Here is a 17,095-nt window from a genome sequence, read left to right as displayed (position 1 = left end):
CACGCGGACATGCCCACCACCCCCGCGCGCGAGCCTCAACGAGGCGGTGGTCCGTCGGGTTCAGCGAGCCGGGGGCACCGGGTAGACGTGCGGTACCGCGTCGCAGCATGGTTCGTGATCACACAGGGCGCAGTCATGGAGATGAGCGCATTCTTCGCGCTCCCTGTTCTCACGCTTCTGCGCGTCGAGCCGGGGGATGTGGGGAAAGCTCCCACTTCGCGTTGCCATACTTTCAGGACAACCTGTACCTGCTCATGATCATGAGCGGGATATTCGGCGTCCTTCGGCTTCTCGGGGGCATCGGCATCCTGCGTGACCGTCTCTGGGGTCTTGCCGTGACAGCTGTCATGTGCGGGGTGGCGCTCGCGCTCGTGATCTTCCTGCTTCCGGCAGGGATCTTCGACGGTCTGCTGTCGGGCGGTGCGCTCGTCTTGATCGCTTTCGCTTGGTTCGGTTCGCGATCTCTTTCAGGGGAGTGGGCCTCCGAGCAGTGACTTGCGCGCCCAAGGCGCGTCAATCCACGACGGCCGCGACCGCCTCGATCTCGACCAGCTGGTTGTCGTATCCGAGAACGGTCACGCCGAGCAGGGTGCTCGGCACGTCGTGCGCGCCGAATGCGTCGCGCACGACTTTCCATGCCGCGACGAGGTCAGCCTGTCGTGTGGAGGCGACGAGCACCCGCGTGAAGATGACGTCGGTGATCTCGGCGCCGGCCTCCGCCAAAGCGGTGCGCATGTTCTCCACGCACATGGCCGCCTGCGCCGCGTAGTCGCCGACACCGACTGTCGCGCCGTCTGCGTCGATCGGACACGACCCCGCGAGGAAGATGAGGCGCGCGTTCGCCGGTGCGGTGGCGGCGTAGGCGTACTCCGCGCTCGGAGCGAGCGAAGACGACCGGATAAGCGTCACGGCGGTTGGCATGCGGAAGCCTTTCGTGTGGGTGGCAGTGATTATGGTGTCGCGCTTCGGGGAATGGGGCGCAGAGGTCGAGGGACGAAACTGGGGCGGCGGCACAGGTCGCCGGGTGCTTCACCGGTCGGGTCGTGCTTGCGCTGGGCAACGCCTCACGTCACGATGCCCAGCGCACGGCGTGCTGATAGAGCCCCCGCCCGAGGCGGGGGCGCGTATAGGTGACGCCTCTGACGCGGGCGAGATGGTTGTCTGCGAAGACGCGGAGTAATTTGATCGTGACTCCCAGCTCGTCTGCGATGGCCTCATCGTCGAGGCCGATCGCTTCGAGCTCGGCGAAAAGGACCGGATCGACGAGAACCGCGGCAGCGAAGGCGTCGGCCGCGGCCTCCGCATCGGGGTCGTCGCGGACCTGATGGCCGTAGAACGCATGCCCCAGTTCGTGCGCCAGCACGCAGGCTCGTTCGATGGGGGTGAGGGAGAAGTCGTAGACGACCCTGCGACCTTCGTGGTCGTAGAAGCCGCGGAAAGGTTGCGGGAGGTGGGCGACGTGCACGGTGACGTCGAGGCGTGCCGCGAGCGAGAGCAGTTCCTTCACGGTTCTCCCCTTCAGTCTGACGGCGGCTTCCGTTCATCGGTGTTGGCCGCGTCGCGTGCGGCCGGTGCGACATGACCGATGTATGTCACGTTGTCCGCGTCGTCGATGGTACGAGGGTGTTCCGACATCGATGCGAGGAGCCTCCGCAGACCGTCTTGAGGAGTGCCCTGCTGCGCGAAACCGTCTCCGCTGTAATCGCTCAAGGCCATGTCGACGATCTCCCGCGCGGAAACCCGGAGGACGGCAGCGATGCGCTCGAGTTCTGAGACCGTCGTCTCGTTCACCCCGTCCTCGCGACGCTTCAGATTCGACAGGGCGATCCCCGTTCGCGCCGCGAGTGTCTCGCGGCTGACGCCCCTCCGCGCACGCGCAGCCCGGATCGCCGCGCCCAGATCTCTGTCGAACGGGTGGGGCGTCTTCTTCGCGCGGACCATCTGCCCAGCGTAGGTCAGCCTCAGGGGGTGTGACCGGGTGAAATGGCTTTGAAAGGTCAAATATGACTAGCTAGCATCCATATATGGATATTGTAGATCGCGAGATCACTCGCTCCGACCTCGGCGAGGTCGATCGCGACAAACACGAACCGCAGCGTCGTACGAACGACGTGTCCGTGCGCGAGTTCCTCGTGGCTGGGGCGCAGAGGGGGCTGACGACCGACCAGATGTTCACGGGCCACACCGCGAGTGGCACCCGCGTGCCCGAACCAGGTGCTCGATCGACACCTTGAAGCGAGGACGCCGAGGTCTCGCGACTCCCCGGAGGTGCTGCTCGGCGGTATCCCCGGTCTTCACTCACCACACAGCAAGCAGGAGCAGTCCGTGTCTATTCAGGTGGAACACCTTCGAAAGAGCTACGGCTCGTTCGAGGCCGTTCGAGATCTCTCTTTCGACGTCTCCACGGGGTCGCTGTTCGCGTTCCTCGGGGCAAATGGTGCGGGCAAGAGCACGACGATCGGCTGCATCACGACGGTGCTTCGTCCGACTTCCGGCCGGATCCGCGTGCACGACCGAGACGTGGTGGACGACCCGTACGGGGTACGCGGGGTCATCGGCGCCGTCTTCCAGCAATCACTTCTGGACCCCCTGCTCTCCGTTCGCGAGAACCTGGCGACCCGGGCAGGCTTCTATGGACTCCGCAGGCGTGAGGCATCGGCGAGGATCGCCGAGCTGGCCGAACTTGTCGGCCTCGAAGACTTCCTCGACCGGCGATACGGCGTGCTGTCCGGCGGCCAGAAGCGCCGGGCCGATATCGCGCGTGCGATCATCCACCGCCCCAGCGTCGTCTTTCTCGACGAGCCCACCGCGGGCCTCGACCCGCAGTCGCGGGAACAGATCTGGTCAGCGATCGGCCAGCTCCGGGCAGACCATGCAACGACCGTTTTCCTGACCACCCACTACATGGAAGAGACCGAGCGCGCCGATCACGTGTGCATCATCGCGCGGGGCGAGATCGTGGCCGAGGGCACCCCGGCCGAGCTCCGGTCCACCCACAGCCGCAGCGTGCTCACCGTCCGCGCTTGCGACGTGGCGTCCGTCCTCGCCGATTGCGAAGCGCGGGGGCTCGTCGCAGAACAAGCCGGCGACGTCGTATGCGTACCGGTTGACGACATCGAGCAGGCTCGGGCCGTTCTGGTCTCGCCGCAGGTCACGGATTTCGAGTTCCGCCACGGAACCATGGACGACGTGTTCCTCAACGTGACGGGAGGGCAGGCCGCATGACGTCCGTCGCCATCCTCACCGGGCGAAATCTGCGCCTGTTCTTCCGAGACCGCGCGGGGGTGTTCTTCTCCCTCCTGTCCGCGCTCATCCTCATCGCGTTGTACGCGCTCTTCCTCGGCAATCTGCAGGTCGACAACCTGACGGAGCGTTTTCCGAACGCGCAGAGCAGCGACATCCACTGGTTCGTAAACTCCTGGGTATTCGCCGGCATCACCATGATCACCACGCTGACGACGGCGCTCGCCGCCCTCACGGTCTTCGTCGACGATCGAGCGAGCGGCCGTTTCAGCGACTTCCTCGTCTCACCCATTCGCCGCGTCGAGCTGATCCTGGGCTACCTCCTGTCGAGTTTCCTCATCTCGCTCAGCATGACTGTGGTCATCCTCGTAGTGGGGCAGGCGTATCTGCTCACGCAGGGCAGTTCCATGATGACCGCGAGCGAGGCAGGAGAGACGCTCGGTTACGTCGCCCTTTCGAGCGTGGCGTTCGCCGCGTTGTCGAGCTTCGTGGTCACCTTCTTGCGCAGCTCTGGCGCATTCGCGGCTCTGTCCACCGTGGTGGGAACGGTCATCGGCTTCCTCGCCGGGGCGTACATTCCGGCGGGGACGCTTCCGGATGCCATCGTGAACGGGATCAACGCCCTCCCCTTCGCGCAGTCGGCGATGCTGATCCGCACTCCCATGACCGCGCAGGCACTCTCCGCGCTGGCCGGCGACGAAGGGCAGGCGACCGATGCCGTGAAGGCGTTCTACGGCATCTCGGCCCACGTCGGTGAGTTCGAGATCACCTCCGGTCTCGCTGTCGCGGTACTTGTCGCGGTGTTCGTGGTCTTCGCAGCCCTGGGCGCGCGTCAACTGGCTCGCCGGATCCGTTGATGTCGGAAGTCTTCCTCGCCGTGCCAGGGCAGGGCAGTCAGTCGCTTGGAATGGGCAAGCAGCTCGCCGCGCGGTATCCCGCCGCGCGAGCAGTCTTCGACGAGGCCGCGGACGCGCTCGGCTTCGACATGCGCGACGTGATGTGGGGTCAGTCCGCCGATCGTCTGATGGCAACGGAGCACGCCCAGCCCGCCATCGTGCTGCTCGCCATCGCCGCCCTGCGCGCGTGGGACGCGTCGTCTTCGCCGGCCTTCGACCCCCGGTGGGTCGTGGGCCACAGCGTCGGAGCGATCGCCGCGGTGATCGCGGCGGGGGCTCTCACCTTCGCGGACGGCATCCGGCTCGCCCGCACCCGGGGTCTCGTGATGAGTTCTGCGCCGGGCTCGGGGGCGATGCTCGCGGTCGCCGTCACCTCCCCACACGCTCACGGAGAGGTCGCCCGCGTCGCCGCCTCGTTGGGGCTCGACATCGCGTGCATCAACGGCCTTCGGCAGATCGTGCTCGCCGGACCTCGCTCGGGCATTCTCGAAGCGCGCACGATGTTCGGCGCGAGATCTCGACTGCTCGACGTGAGCCACGGCTTCCACTCCTCGCTGATGGACCCCGTCGCGGAGCGATGGGCACGGGAGGTGGCGGCCACGCCCTTCTGCAACTCCCGTGTGCCCCTGCTCTCGGCGGTCTCGGGGGAGTTCGTCCATACCGCCGCGCAGATCGCTGAGGACGTCCGCAAAGGCGTTCGAGAAACCGTGAGATGGGATCTGGTCACCGGGGTCGCACATTCCAGCGGATGCCGAGCCGTCATCCTCGGCAACGGCCACGCCCTCACCCGTATGTGGCGGGGGGATGCCGTCGCGGATGGAGCGACCATCGTCGACGACGGTTATCGGGGAGTCGCTCGTGCGACCTGAGCGGAGCGTCGTCGTCACGGGCGGGTCTCGCGGGATCGGCCGCGCGTGCGCCGAGATGCTCGCCGACGCGGGATGGCACGTCGTCGTGGTCTTCCGTCGAGCTGCCGAAGAAGCCGCCGAGGTCGTACGCACCGTGACGGAGCGAGGAGGTTCGGCTTCGGCGATGCAAGCCGACGTCGCATCCGAGACCCAGGTCCGCGAGGTGTTCCGGGTCGTTCGTGCCGAACATCCTCGCCTGGCGGGAGTCGTGTCGAACGCCGGAGTCACGCGCGACGCGCTCACTCCGATGATGTCCCTCGCGACGTGGAATACCGTCGTAGAAACGAACCTCACGAGCTCGTTCCTCGTCGCGCGTGAGTCGCTCAAAGCGATGCGCCGGACCGGGGGCTCCGTCGTGTTCATGAGCTCCGTATCCGGGCTGCGCGGTCAGGTGGGGCAGGCGAACTATGCCGCGAGCAAAGGCGCGGTCAACGCCATGACCCACGCGCTGGCGCGCGAGGCTGCGGCAGCAGACATCCGCGTGAACGCGGTCGCACCCGGGTTCACCGACACGGACATGGTGCGCCGGATGCCGCGCGGAGACCTCGCGCGACACGTCGACACCGTCCCTCTTCGACGCATGGCACAACCGCACGAAGTGGCATCCGTCGTCCGCTTTCTTCTCAGCGACGACGCCTCGTACATCACCGGACAAATCATCTCGGTCGACGGCGGACTGACCGCCTGAGCCCCCCCACGGAGACGGAACATGACCTACCACGAACTGACGCAGCGGGCCGTCGCCCGGCGCGAACTGAACGATCGCGTCAAGGAGCTCATCGCCGAGGGGCTGGGCCTGCCCATCGACGCGACCCTCATCGACGACGATCAGCCCCTCTTCGGGCGCGGACTCGAACTCGACTCGCTCGACACCCTCGAGATCGTGAGCCTGATCGACGAGAACTTCGGCGTCTACATCACCGACGACGACAAATTCGTCTTCGGCTCGATCAACACCATCGCAGACTTCATCGAACAGGCGCGAGCGCGGTGACCGGTCGACGAGGTGTCGCGCTCGAGCCTGCCGAGGTCGCGCGGCGACTCCCGCACCGGCATCCGTTCTTGCTGCTCGATCGAGTCGACGATCTCGAGGCCGGTGTCTCTGCGGTGGGCACGAAGAACGTCTCCATCGCCGACCCGGTATTCGCGGGTCACTTCCCGGGCAACCCTATTTACCCGGGCGTCCACATGGTGGAGGTCGCCGCGCAACTCTGCGGGTTGGTCGTTTCCTCCGACGAGCAGGAGCCCGTGCTGGGGTATCTGGCGTCGATCAAGCGGTTCAAGTTCCTCGCGCTGGTCGTGCCGGGTGACCAGCTCAGAATCTCGGCGCGAGTCGGGGCGTCCTTCGGTGCGCTCACCGAGTTCGCCGTCGAGATCACCGTCGCCGGACGAGTCGTCGCGAGCGGTGTTCTCGCCATCGCCCGCGCCGCGGTCTGAGAGCGTCCCATGTCCGCAGAGATCCGTGAGCTCACCGGGGAAGACGACCTCGGCCGGGTTGCTGACTTCTTCACCCGGAATGGATCCGGTCCCGCGGGTGGTGAGCTGACGAGAGCTTCGCTCGCTCACGTCTTCCGTGAGCGCGGAATGCGACTCTTCCTCGTCGCGGAGGAACGGGGCAAGATCGTCGCGACCATCGGATACGCGACCATGTCGGGCCGCCGGGTGGCACCACCGGGTCATCTCTTCGCCGGAATGTTCGTGATCGCGCCGAGCCACCGCACCGGGATGCTGGCGGGACGTCTCTTCTCCGCTTCCTTCGAACGCCTGGTCGCCCGGGGCGTTCGCGGGCTTCGCGTCGAGGTCGACCCGGCGAACTCTCGCGCGTTCCCGCTGTACGTCAGAGTGGGATTCAGAGCCCTCGACGGCATGACCCCGGACGAGGACGGCTATGTCGAACTCGTCAGCGTCCTTCCCGGGGTGACAACCGATCTGACGAACAATGCGGTCGTTTGGACCGGTCGATCCCTCAGCGGCGAGCAGCGCACCTGGCGATCCATTCGCAGTTCGCGAGCGCAATCGGTCGACAGCGGTATCGTCCGGCTTCCGGGGGACGGCGACGCGATTCGCTACGACTTCGAGCTTCCCGGCCTGGCCATCTCGGCGGCGGGGCGCGTGAACGACGCCTCTGTCGTATCGCTCTGCGTGAACGGCGTCGNCCGCGAGACTCCGACGGTGCAGGCCGTGCCCGTGTCGTGAATTCGAGGGCGCTCGGACCCTTCACGGTGACGCTCGACGATTGCGGCACGCTCGTCGTCTCGCATCCCGCGCACCTCGGGTTCGTCCTCGTCGATCCGCACCCGGTCGCAGCAGAGACGACCGCGGGGCCGCGTCGCCCCGCTTCTCGTCTTCTCCAGGCGGATGCCGCGGGCGACGTCTGGCGGATCGACGACGGCGACGTCGAGCGCGTCGTGGAGTTCCTCCCGTCGGGGGTGCGGGTGACGGCAACGAGCCGGAGTTCGAGCGACGTGGTCGCCTTTCCGTGGATGGGACTGCGGGCCGCGCGCCTCGCCCTGTCGCTCGACGGCATCGAGGTTCGCGCCGCACATGCGGTGCGCGGACGCTGGCCCATCGACCTCGTCGACTTCGAGGCGTGCGCTGACGGGACGAGCTCATGGCCGGCCGGGGGAGCCGAGATCGTCTGGGACGACGGACTGTCTGGCATCGCCGTGACGGCGACGCGACTTCGCGGACGGACGGCGCGGCTCGAAGGGTGGCACCTCGTCCGTCTCTCGGGCGGGGGAACGGTGGGATACGACCTCGCGTTGACGGCGCCCGAGCGCTCCGCCGCGGTTCACGCTGAGCATGGCGGGCGCGTGGTCGACACATGGCGGCGCTCGCGGCGTGCCCTGGTCGACGTCATCCAGTCGACGACCGATGTCGGAACACTCACCGTGGCGCCCCGGGCGGGTCTCGTGGAATGGAGTCGCGACGCTCGCCCGATCGTGTCGTCCCCCTTCCCATCCAGGCGGGCGATCGGTCCACTCACGACGGCATCCACGGCGCTCTGGGCGTGTGTAGAGCCGGATCGTTCGGACCTGGATCAGGGCGCCGTCTGGCCGACGGACGATAACAGGCTCGCGTTCCGGCCGGACGGCTCCAGCGAAGATGCTGGTTGGTCGTTGATGTCGTTCGATTCGCCGACCGAGCTCGGCGTGCGGGTGAGCGCGACCGCGGAGGGCCGCAGGCTCGAAGCGGTCGTCTTCATTGCGCTTGCCAAGGCCACGCGGGTCAGGATTGCGGACTCCGCCGGCGGAGTGCTCGACCTCGACGTCTCGCCGGAACCGTGGCGCACGTGGACGTACGCAGCGAGCTTCTTCCTCGAGGACGGCTGGCTTCACCTGACACCGGTACGTGGCGCCCACCCGGAAATCCTCATCCGTTCCACCGCCCAAGGCCTGATGATCGCCGCCTACTCGCGACTCTCCTCCGAGTCCACGGAGACGGTGTGGCGCCTCCGGTGGGACGCCCCGTGACGGAGATCGTCCCGTTCGACGACCTGCGCAATTCGACCGATGACCACCTAAGGAGACTGATGTCTACGAGCTCGGAGTACTTCTCGCTTCGTCGATCTGCGGGCGTCTACGCACGCGGCACGACCATTCACTCGATCGGCGGTGCGGGTCGTGAGGCCCTTCTGTCGCACGTCATCGCCCGGCCCACCGAATTCGCGCAACCGGGATCGGTCGTCGATTCGCTCGTGCTCGATGACGCCGGCAAGGTCGCGGACTTCGTGCTCGCCGTCGTCGACGAGGACCGCACCCTCGTGATCTCGGAGCACCGCGACGATACCGGCGACGACATGCGCGCGATCGCGCTCGAGCTCGGCATCCACGACGTGACCATCGACGACCTCCCGGGATGGGGAGCACTTGCGGTCGAGGGTCCTCGCGCGTGGGAAGTGGTGCGTGCACTCACTCCCGACGACATCGCGAGCCTCCTGCTGAACGAATGGCAGTCCGTCGAGATCCCGGGGGCGTCGGTCGCGCTCCTCGCGCGCACCGGCACGACGGCCGAGTATGGGTACGTCGTGGTCGCCGACGCCGCCTCGGACGTTCTCATCGACACCCTCCGGCCCTCCCTTGCGGAGGTCGGGGGTGCGCTCGTCGGGCCGGAGGCGCTCCTGCGCGCGAGGATCGAGGTCAATCACCCGGTGGTGCCCGATCAGTTCGCCGGCATCGCCACGCTCGAGGCGGGAGCCGGCTGGGCCGCGGGCGTCGGTCGACAAGACTCGTATCGGGGTGCCGGTCACCCCGTGCCGCCGCAACGCCGACTGGTCGCCGTTCGGTCGATGCGCCCCCTCGAGCACGGACGCACTGTCGAGGCGGGCGGGGTGCCGGTCGGTCGCATCCACCTGTGCGCGGCGGAGATCGACGGCGAGACCAGCTACGCGCTGGCTTTGCTCGACGCCCCCTTCGACGTGCCGGGGCTCGACCTGACCGTCGATGGCGAAACGGCGAGGACCGTCTCGCGACCGGCTGTTCAGCCTCTCTCCTGGACCGAGCCGATCGGATGACGCGCTCGGACGTCGCCGTCACCGGGGTCGGGTTGCTGGCAGCGGTCGGTGTCGACACGCAGGGCAGTTGGGCAGCCATCACCGCCGGCTCTTCGGGCATCTCCCGTGTGACGTCCGTCGACGCCAGCGGGTTCATCTCCCAGCTCGCGGGGGAACTGCCGGGGGGAGCCGAGTGGAAGGGCGCGGCGCCCCGCCGAGCGGGAGAGAGGATGGTCGACCGATGCCACGCGATGGCTCTGGATGCCACCACGGAGGCGATCGCCGGCGCCCGCCTCGCGGCGGGGGAGTACGCGCCGGAGCGTGTGGGCATCTCGTTCGGGACATCCCTCGGTGGCGCGCGCTCCGGTGAGGCCTTCCACCGACAGTGGCTCGAGAAGGGATTGCGCCGTGCGGATGCCCGCCTCCTTCGTCAGTACCCCCTGCACTCGGTCGCGGATGACGTCGCCGAGCAGTTCGGCTTCACCGGGCCGCGGACCGTGCAGTCCAATGCCTGCGCCGCGGGGGCCGTCGCCATCGCCTACGGCGTCGAACTCATCGAGAGCGGGCACGCCGACGTCGTCATCGCGGGAGGAGTCGATCCCCTCGCATACTTCTCCTTCGGTGGGTTCTCGTGCCTGGAGGCGCTGGACCCCCTGCATTGCGCCCCCTACACCCGCAGCAGCGGACTCAATCTCGGTGAGGGTGCGGGTGTCGTCGTGCTCGAGAAGCGGGCCGCGGCCCACGCTCGAGGGATCCCCGTTCTCGCCGTCGTCCGGGGGTACGGCCTCAGCGCGGACGCGCATCACCCCACGGCGCCGGATCCGACCGGACGTGGGGCGCTGCGCGCGATGAGAGCCGCGCTCGAAATGGGCGGGTTGACGCCCGACGACGTGGACTACGTGAACGGGCATGGCACCGGAACCCCCGCGAACGACAGCACGGAAACGCGCGCGGTCGCGCAGCTCCGTCCGGGAAGTCCGCCGCCTCTCAGCTCGACCAAGTCGATGATCGGGCACACGTTGGGCGCAGCTGGAGCGGTGGAGGCCGTCACGACGGTGCTCGCCCTCCGTGACGGTGTGCTCCCCCCGACGGTTGTTCCGCCCGATGCGACGGATGCGCCGCACGGACTCGATGTCGTCCCCGCCGTCGGTCGAACCTGCACCGTCGGGGTCGCACTGTCGAACTCTTTCGCCTTTGGCGGCAACAACGCGTCTCTCCTGCTCACCCGCGACGACCCCACGACCCCACGGGGGTCGTCAGCGTCGACGAGCCGAGCCGTCGTGATCACGGGTGCCGCAGCCATCGCGGCCGACGCGAAGGACTCTGTTGACGTGCGGGCGACCCTTCGGGAGTGGAGACCGGCGTATGGCACCCAGCGGGTCACGTTGGACGGGTATGGGGAATTCCCCGTCGCTGAGATTCCGGAGAAGCACCTCACCCGCGGTGTGAACCCACAGATGCTGCGCCGTATCGACAACCTGGGACGCCGCGCCGCCGTCGTCGCGGCGGACCTCTTGCGCGAGCGCAAGCTGAGCCGCGAGGAAGCAGCCCGGACGGGGCTCATCTTCGCCACGGGCACCGGCCCGCTGTCCACGGTGGAGGCGTTCCAACGCGAACTCATCCGCACCGGTTCCGGCAATACACGCCTCTTCCCGAACACCGTCATGAACGCGGCCGGCGGTCACGTCGCATTACTCAACAGACTTCAGGGCCCCACGGCGACGATTTGCGCGGGCGGGACCTCCGGCATCACGGCTCTGCATTTCGCAACCCGACTGATTCAACGTGGGGCGGCCGACCGGATCGTCGTGTTGTCGGCCGACGAGGCGCCCATGGCGATGCTGGCAGCGCACGCGCGCATTCCCGGCTTCCTCTCACGCGAGCGCTGTCTGCCGTTCCGGAATTCGGGCAAGGTCTTCGGCGGAGCCGGCGTCGCCCTGCTCCTGGAGGCCGCCGAGGCGGCTCCGCCAGGGGCGACGATGGGACGCATCGAGGGATTCGGCATGACCGGCGACACGAGCGGCCCTGGGCGCCTGGACCCCTCGAGCGACGGCTGGTCGCGGTCGTTCCAATCGGCCCTCATCGACGCGTCGCTCGCTCCGGGCGATGTGGACCTCGTCGTATCCGCCGCGTGCGGTCGCGCGGCGATCGACGACATCGAGTCGATGGCCGTGCGAGACGCCGGTCTGGGCGCGGCGGTCATGTCGGCGCCGAAGGAGATCTTCGGCGACGCGGGATCGTCGTCGGCGATGCTGGGTGTCGTGCAAGCGCTCTGGATGAGCCGAGAAGCGGATGCCGACACCTTCGGTCGTGCGGTGTCGGAGCGCCGGGTTCGTCCGGCCGTTCGGAGGGCGCTCGTGTCTTCGTACGAAGTGGGGGGAAGCTATCAGAGCGTCGTCGTCGGAGCTCACGACGCCTGAGGGTATGGAGGTGGCGGTGTGGTCCGTGCCCGCTCCGTCTTCTGCGAGCGACACCCTCGGCAGAGCTCTCGACCCGTCCGCGACGCGGGTTCTGCGGCGCGTCGTCGAGGCGACTCCGTGCGATCGCGGAGGTCACTGCCGGCCGACGGGGACGACCACCGGACGCTGGGTGTGTCCCGCGTGCGCCGCTCACTGGAGCACGTCGGCCACTCCCGGGCGGGCCATGGTGGTCCGATCGGCCCTCCCGTGCGGCATCGACGTCGAGAGGGCGTTCCGTCATCGACCGGCCGCGTTTCGAGCTGCAGGCAGGTGGTGCGGGACACCGGTTCGAAGTGCGCGCCAGTGGACTCAGGTTGAGGCGATTTGGAAGGCGGCACGTCCCGCCCCGCGGCTGGGGTCGGATCTCATCCCGATACCGACGTCGATCGGCGACGGGTGGCAGCTGAGCGCCGACTCATCGTGGTGGGTCTACTCACCAGCGGCGGACGGCGATTTCGTCTGGACGGTGGCTGTCGCGCGACAGGGTCCTCGACACGCGTCCGGCGGTCGGCCCTCGTGCTGACCGTCGTGTCGGTCGTGATGACGCGCCGCGCGCGAAGGCACCGAGGTGGCCACCTAAGCGAGGAACCCGCGCCGGCCCGTCAAGCACTGGCGGGGCCGATGCCGGCTCCCTAGAGTCACCGCATGGGCGGCGAGGCCGTAGCAGACGCTGGACTTCTGCATCACCTCATCACCGGGGTCGTCGTCGGCATGATCGCGGGTCCCGTGCTCGGCCTGCTCGTGCCGACGATCGGCGTCGGCTTCGGCATCTCGATCGGCTTGATGCTCGGCATCCTGGGCGCCGTCATCGCGTGGTTCGCGGTGCGACCGAAGAAGTAGCGTCGGGCACGAGCACGAGGCGGCCGACGAAGCCGTCGGCGGTGCGGGGCAGGTCGCCCGCCTCCATGCGGCGGTGGGCGTCGGCGGCATCCGCGAATCCGAGAACCTCGCCGACGTGGGCGGTGAGGGGACGCCCCTCGGTCCAGCGGGCGTTCACCCGACCCGCAACCTCTCGCAGCTCTGAGACGTCGAGCGCGCTCAGGATGAACCCCTCGACGCGCAGTTCGCGCACCTGCAGCGCCCACAGGTCGATCTGGGCAGAGGTGCGCCCGGCCAGCACGATCACCCGTCCCCGCGGGGCCAAATGCGCGACCGCGGACGCCGTGTCGGCGCGGCCGGTGGTGTCGACGAAGACCTGGATGCCGTCCGGCCGGCGCACCGCCACCGCATCGGCCGCGGAGCCGGCGTCGGCGACGACGACCTCGGCACCCCATTCGCCGAGGGCGTCCGCCGCGCGGGGGTCGCGGACGACCGCGACGACGTCGGCTCCGGATGCCACGCCCTCCTGCACGAGCGCCGCGCCGACCGCGCCGTTGGCGCCCACGACGACGAGCGTTTCGCCGCGCTGCACTCCCGCGCGCAGGTGGAGCGCGGCGACGGCGGTGGTCGCCGGATGCAGCGAGGCGACGAAGGCGACGGGGTCAGCGGCATCCGGAACGTCGTACAGCCGGTCGCGGTCGACGACGACGAGCTCGGCGGTCGCGCCGGGGCGTCCGGCGTAGCCCGCCGAACTGGTCCAGACGCGGTCGCCCTCACGCAGTCCGCTCACGCCCGGGCCGATGGCGTCGACCACACCGACGAGATCACGGCCCACCGCCACCGGTAGCGCCAGCGGAGTGCTCCAGCGGCCGGAGCGCACGAGCGCGTCGACGGCATCCACGGCGACCGCTTCGGTCCGCACGCGCGCCTGGCCGGGCCCGGGCTCCGGATCGGGGAGCTCGCCCCAGTCGATGACCGACGGGTCGCCCGTCCGCGAGAAGAAGGCAGCGTGCACGGTGGCTCCCATCGTCGGTTGGGGAGAGGCTAGCCCCTGCCGAGATGCCGCGCACGTGAGGGCGCTGAGGCGTGGCATCCCTCCGTTCGAAGGGGCCGCGGTCCGGGGGTTTCGGCCTGGTCGGGTAGGGTTGTTGATTGGTGAAGATCTCTTGATATCGAGAGAGTTCGCCTCCTCCCACCACCGATCGCCCAGCGAAGGATTGTCCGTGGATCTCTACGAGTACCAGGCACGAGACCTGTTCGAAAAGTACGAGGTGCCGGTACTCGCCGGCATCATCGCCGACACCCCTGAGGAGGCGAAGGCGGCTGCCGAGAAGATCGGCGGTGTCGTCGTCGTCAAGGCCCAGGTCAAGACCGGAGGCCGCGGCAAGGCCGGCGGCGTGAAGGTCGCGAAGACGCCCGACGAGGCCTTCGAGGCGGCTCAGGCCATCCTCGGCCTCGACATCAAGGGTCACGTCGTCAAGCGCGTCATGGTCGCCGCCGGCGCCCGCATCGCCAAGGAGTTCTACTTCTCGGTGCTGCTCGACCGCGCCAACCGCTCCTACCTCTCGCTCTCGAGCGTCGAGGGCGGCATGGAGATCGAGGAGCTCGCCGTCGAGCGTCCCGAGGCGCTCGCGCGCATCGAGGTCGACCCGATCGAGGGCATCACCTCCGAGAAGGCGCTCGAGATCGCTCGCGCCGCCAAGTTCGACGAGGAGCTCGCGCCCAAGGTCGCCGACGTCTTCGTCAAGCTCTTCAACGTCTACAAGGGAGAGGACGCCACGCTCGTCGAGGTGAACCCCCTCATCCAGAGCGAAGACGGCGACATCATCGCCCTCGACGGCAAGGTCTCGATCGACGAGAACGCCGGCTTCCGCCACCCCGACCACGAGGAGCTGGAAGACAAGGACGCGGCCGACCCGCTCGAGGCCAAGGCCAAGCAGCACGACCTCAACTACGTCAAGCTCGACGGCCAGGTCGGCATCATCGGCAACGGCGCGGGACTGGTCATGTCGACCCTCGACGTCGTCGCTTACGCGGGCGAGAAGCACAACGGCGTCAAGCCCGCCAACTTCCTCGACATCGGCGGCGGCGCCTCGGCGACCGTCATGGCCGCCGGTCTCGACGTCATCCTCGGCGACGAGCAGGTCAAGAGCGTCTTCGTCAACGTCTTCGGCGGCATCACCTCGTGCGTCGCCGTGGCCGAGGGCATCGTGAAGGCCCTCGAGATCCTCGGTGACACCGCGACCAAGCCCCTCGTCGTGCGCCTCGACGGCAACCAGGTCGAAGAGGGTCGCGAGATCCTCGCCGCCGCCAACCACCCGCTCGTCACCCTCGCCGCCGGTATGGACGAGGGCGCCGACAAGGCCGCCGAACTGGCCAACGCGTAAGGGATAGGGAAACAGAACCATGTCGATCTACCTCAACAAGGACTCCAAGGTCATCGTCCAGGGCATCACCGGCGGCGAGGGCACCAAGCACACCGCCCTCATGCTGAAGGCCGGCACCCAGGTCGTCGGTGGCGTGAACGCCCGCAAGGCCGGCACCACGGTCACGCACAAGGACGCCGCCGGCAACGACGTCGAGCTCCCCGTCTACGCGTCGGTCGAAGAGGCCATCCGCGAGACCGGTGCCGACGTGTCGATCGCGTTCGTGCCCCCGGCCTTCACGAAGGACGCGATGGTCGAGGCCATCGACGCAGAGATCCCCCTCCTCGTCGTGATCACCGAGGGCGTGCCCGTCGGCGACACCGCCGAAGCGTGGGCCTACGCGAAGTCGAAGGGCGAGAAGACCCGCATCATCGGCCCGAACTGCCCCGGCATCATCACGCCCGGTGAGGCGCTCGTGGGCATCACGCCTGCGAACATCACCGGCAAGGGCCCGATCGGCCTCGTGTCGAAGTCGGGCACCCTGACCTACCAGATGATGTTCGAGCTGCGCGACCTCGGCTTCTCGACCGCCATCGGCATCGGCGGCGACCCGATCATCGGCACCACGCACATCGACGCGCTCGCAGCCTTCGAGGCCGACCCCGACACCAAGGCGATCGTCATGATCGGCGAGATCGGCGGAGACGCCGAAGAGCGCGCCGCCGACTTCATCAAGGCCAACGTCACCAAGCCGGTCGTCGGCTACGTGGCCGGTTTCACCGCGCCCGAGGGCAAGACCATGGGCCACGCCGGCGCCATCGTCTCCGGTTCGGCCGGTACCGCTCAGGCGAAGAAGGAGGCCCTCGAGGCCGCCGGCGTCAAGGTCGGCAAGACGCCGTCCGAGGCCGCGTCGCTGATGCGCGAGATCATCGAAGCGCTCTGACGCTTCACCGAGAAGGGCCCGGATGCCATGGCATCCGGGCCCTCCTGCGTTCCCGGGGCGCGGCGTGCGCGCGTGGGTGGCGAGCACGCGCCGCGAAACCGTACGCGATTGCCGAGAACGCGGGGGATTCGCGACAAACCCGTGCGGCCTGGACAAACGGATGCGGTTTCGGCGCTTCCGCGTTCGTGGGCGACGGTGGGTCGGTCGCTCTCGCGGGACGGCACTGAGATGACCGGTGATTCGCGAACCGATGCGCGTTTCGGGGCGATCACGCGTCATCTCGGTGAACGGCGGTCATCTCGGCAGTGCGTGCGCGCGGGGACTCCTACATGCCGTCGGCGACCATCGCCTCGACGAGGTCGACGTGGCGGTCGGCGTTGAGCTCCGACCACTCGTTGTCGTAGTTCAGCCCGTAGGGCCAGAAGTGACCGCCGCCGCAGGAAATGGTGGCGTCGGGGCCGTCCCAGCTCTTGATGAGGGCGTTGGCCTGAGGTCCGGTCCAGGTGCCGGAGCCGCAGAGGGTGAAGAACCCGCCGCTCTGGCCGACGCCGATCGTGTGCGAGATCTCGTGCAGGGCCGTCCGCTCGCTCATGAACGAGCGGTTGTCGCCGAAGCGCAGGTCGCCGTTGATGTTCGCCTCGGCGGTGGGGACGCCCGGGGCGTAGTACACGTTGATCTGCTTGGTGAGGTCGGAGAGGTTGTTGTAGCGGCCGACAGCCGCGTTCATCGCTGCGGTGATGCGGCCGTACGCGTCCTGCTCATCGGCCGACGGGGGTGAGTTCTGATGCAGCGTGTAGGTGATCTCACCCTGGGCGGCGATGGCGGGTGGGGCGGCGAGTGCTCCCGTTCCGAGGATCCCCGCCACCGCCAGTGCGGCGGCGAGGACGGTGCGATGACGACGGGGGGACAGGTTCGTCTTCTGCATGGGTCTTCTCCTTCGAAGTGACGGATGCGGTCGTTGCATCCGTG

General features: G+C 68.3%; 20 protein-coding genes. 15 read left to right on the top strand and 5 right to left on the bottom strand.

Annotated features, from left to right (window positions below; translation table 11 throughout):
- The first annotated feature begins 221 nt into the window (after positions 1-221).
- On the top strand, positions 222-494 hold the full coding sequence (locus tag ACTJJP_RS05710; RefSeq protein ID WP_440774053.1) for a hypothetical protein: 273 nt from the start codon (positions 222-224) through the stop codon (positions 492-494).
- Positions 495-513: 19 nt separating this feature from the next.
- Here the strand turns inward: ACTJJP_RS05710 and ACTJJP_RS05705 are convergent, their stop codons facing one another.
- The 3 genes from ACTJJP_RS05705 to ACTJJP_RS05695 all read right to left on the bottom strand — a co-directional run bounded on the left by ACTJJP_RS05705 (position 514) and on the right by ACTJJP_RS05695 (position 1,941).
- Positions 514-921 carry a RidA family protein gene (locus ACTJJP_RS05705; RefSeq protein WP_440774052.1) on the bottom strand — a complete coding sequence of 136 codons (408 nt, stop codon included), beginning with the start codon at positions 919-921 and terminating at the stop codon, positions 514-516.
- Between the two features lie 148 nt (positions 922-1,069).
- Entirely contained in the window at positions 1,070-1,507 is a 438-nt protein-coding gene (locus tag ACTJJP_RS05700) for an ImmA/IrrE family metallo-endopeptidase (protein WP_440774051.1), read from the bottom strand.
- Positions 1,508-1,518: 11 nt separating this feature from the next.
- A complete protein-coding gene (locus ACTJJP_RS05695) occupies positions 1,519-1,941 on the bottom strand; it encodes a helix-turn-helix domain-containing protein (RefSeq protein ID WP_440774050.1) in 423 nt (140 codons plus the stop codon).
- Positions 1,942-2,024: 83 nt separating this feature from the next.
- On the opposite strand from ACTJJP_RS05695, the gene ACTJJP_RS05690 reads away from it, so the two are divergent.
- From ACTJJP_RS05690 to ACTJJP_RS05635, 12 genes are all read left to right on the top strand, one after another.
- Entirely contained in the window at positions 2,025-2,234 is a 210-nt protein-coding gene (locus ACTJJP_RS05690) for a hypothetical protein (protein WP_440774049.1), read from the top strand.
- A 91-nt stretch (positions 2,235-2,325) separates the two neighbouring features.
- Positions 2,326-3,225, top strand: coding sequence for an ATP-binding cassette domain-containing protein (locus ACTJJP_RS05685; protein WP_440774048.1), 900 nt, complete (start codon positions 2,326-2,328; stop codon positions 3,223-3,225).
- On the top strand, positions 3,222-4,100 hold the full coding sequence (locus ACTJJP_RS05680; RefSeq protein ID WP_440774047.1) for an ABC transporter permease: 879 nt from the start codon (positions 3,222-3,224) through the stop codon (positions 4,098-4,100). The genes ACTJJP_RS05685 and ACTJJP_RS05680 overlap by 4 nt, the downstream gene beginning before the upstream one ends.
- The gene (locus ACTJJP_RS05675; protein WP_440774046.1) at positions 4,100-5,008 is read left to right on the top strand and encodes an ACP S-malonyltransferase; all 909 of its coding nucleotides are present in this window, start codon (positions 4,100-4,102) and stop codon (positions 5,006-5,008) included. The genes ACTJJP_RS05680 and ACTJJP_RS05675 overlap by 1 nt, the downstream gene beginning before the upstream one ends.
- Positions 4,998-5,735 (top strand): SDR family oxidoreductase, encoded by a 738-nt coding sequence (locus tag ACTJJP_RS05670; protein ID WP_440774045.1) that lies wholly within the window; start codon positions 4,998-5,000, stop codon positions 5,733-5,735. The genes ACTJJP_RS05675 and ACTJJP_RS05670 overlap by 11 nt, the downstream gene beginning before the upstream one ends.
- A gap of 21 nt (positions 5,736-5,756) precedes the next feature.
- Complete coding sequence (locus ACTJJP_RS05665) at positions 5,757-6,041, top strand: acyl carrier protein (RefSeq protein WP_440774044.1); 285 nt, start codon at positions 5,757-5,759, stop codon at positions 6,039-6,041.
- Entirely contained in the window at positions 6,038-6,484 is a 447-nt protein-coding gene (fabZ, locus tag ACTJJP_RS05660) for a 3-hydroxyacyl-ACP dehydratase FabZ (protein ID WP_440774043.1), read from the top strand. Before ACTJJP_RS05665 ends, fabZ begins: the two co-directional genes overlap by 4 nt.
- A gap of 9 nt (positions 6,485-6,493) precedes the next feature.
- Positions 6,494-7,243 carry a GNAT family N-acetyltransferase gene (locus ACTJJP_RS05655; protein WP_440774042.1) on the top strand — a complete coding sequence of 250 codons (750 nt, stop codon included), beginning with the start codon at positions 6,494-6,496 and terminating at the stop codon, positions 7,241-7,243.
- Between the two features lie 26 nt (positions 7,244-7,269).
- The gene (locus ACTJJP_RS05650; protein ID WP_440774041.1) at positions 7,270-8,520 is read left to right on the top strand and encodes a hypothetical protein; all 1,251 of its coding nucleotides are present in this window, start codon (positions 7,270-7,272) and stop codon (positions 8,518-8,520) included.
- A 59-nt stretch (positions 8,521-8,579) separates the two neighbouring features.
- A complete protein-coding gene (locus ACTJJP_RS05645) occupies positions 8,580-9,560 on the top strand; it encodes an aminomethyl transferase family protein (protein WP_440774040.1) in 981 nt (326 codons plus the stop codon).
- A complete protein-coding gene (locus ACTJJP_RS05640) occupies positions 9,557-11,959 on the top strand; it encodes a beta-ketoacyl synthase N-terminal-like domain-containing protein (RefSeq protein ID WP_440774039.1) in 2,403 nt (800 codons plus the stop codon). Before ACTJJP_RS05645 ends, ACTJJP_RS05640 begins: the two co-directional genes overlap by 4 nt.
- 684 nt (positions 11,960-12,643) lie before the next feature.
- Positions 12,644-12,838, top strand: a complete 195-nt coding sequence (locus ACTJJP_RS05635; RefSeq protein WP_440774038.1) for a hypothetical protein — start codon at positions 12,644-12,646, stop codon at positions 12,836-12,838.
- Here ACTJJP_RS05635 and ACTJJP_RS05630 read toward each other — a convergent pair.
- Entirely contained in the window at positions 12,804-13,844 is a 1,041-nt protein-coding gene (locus ACTJJP_RS05630) for an alcohol dehydrogenase catalytic domain-containing protein (RefSeq protein ID WP_440774037.1), read from the bottom strand. The two genes, ACTJJP_RS05635 and ACTJJP_RS05630, sit on opposite strands and share 35 nt — an antisense overlap.
- A 196-nt stretch (positions 13,845-14,040) precedes the next feature.
- Between ACTJJP_RS05630 and sucC the strand changes: the two genes are divergently transcribed.
- Positions 14,041-15,204 (top strand): ADP-forming succinate--CoA ligase subunit beta, encoded by a 1,164-nt coding sequence (gene sucC, locus ACTJJP_RS05625; protein ID WP_440774036.1) that lies wholly within the window; start codon positions 14,041-14,043, stop codon positions 15,202-15,204.
- A gap of 19 nt (positions 15,205-15,223) precedes the next feature.
- Entirely contained in the window at positions 15,224-16,126 is a 903-nt protein-coding gene (gene sucD / locus ACTJJP_RS05620; RefSeq protein WP_440774035.1) for a succinate--CoA ligase subunit alpha, read from the top strand.
- A gap of 325 nt (positions 16,127-16,451) precedes the next feature.
- Here the strand turns inward: sucD and ACTJJP_RS05615 are convergent, their stop codons facing one another.
- Positions 16,452-17,051 (bottom strand): hypothetical protein, encoded by a 600-nt coding sequence (locus ACTJJP_RS05615; protein ID WP_440774034.1) that lies wholly within the window; start codon positions 17,049-17,051, stop codon positions 16,452-16,454.
- Positions 17,052-17,095: the final 44 nt, after the last annotated feature.

The organism is Microbacterium sp. 22296 (assembly GCF_052045385.1).
In the GTDB taxonomy this organism is placed as follows: Bacteria; Actinomycetota; Actinomycetes; order Actinomycetales; family Microbacteriaceae; genus Microbacterium.
Note: the sequence above shows the minus strand (reverse complement) of the source record. Positions and strands in the feature narration are given on the sequence as shown.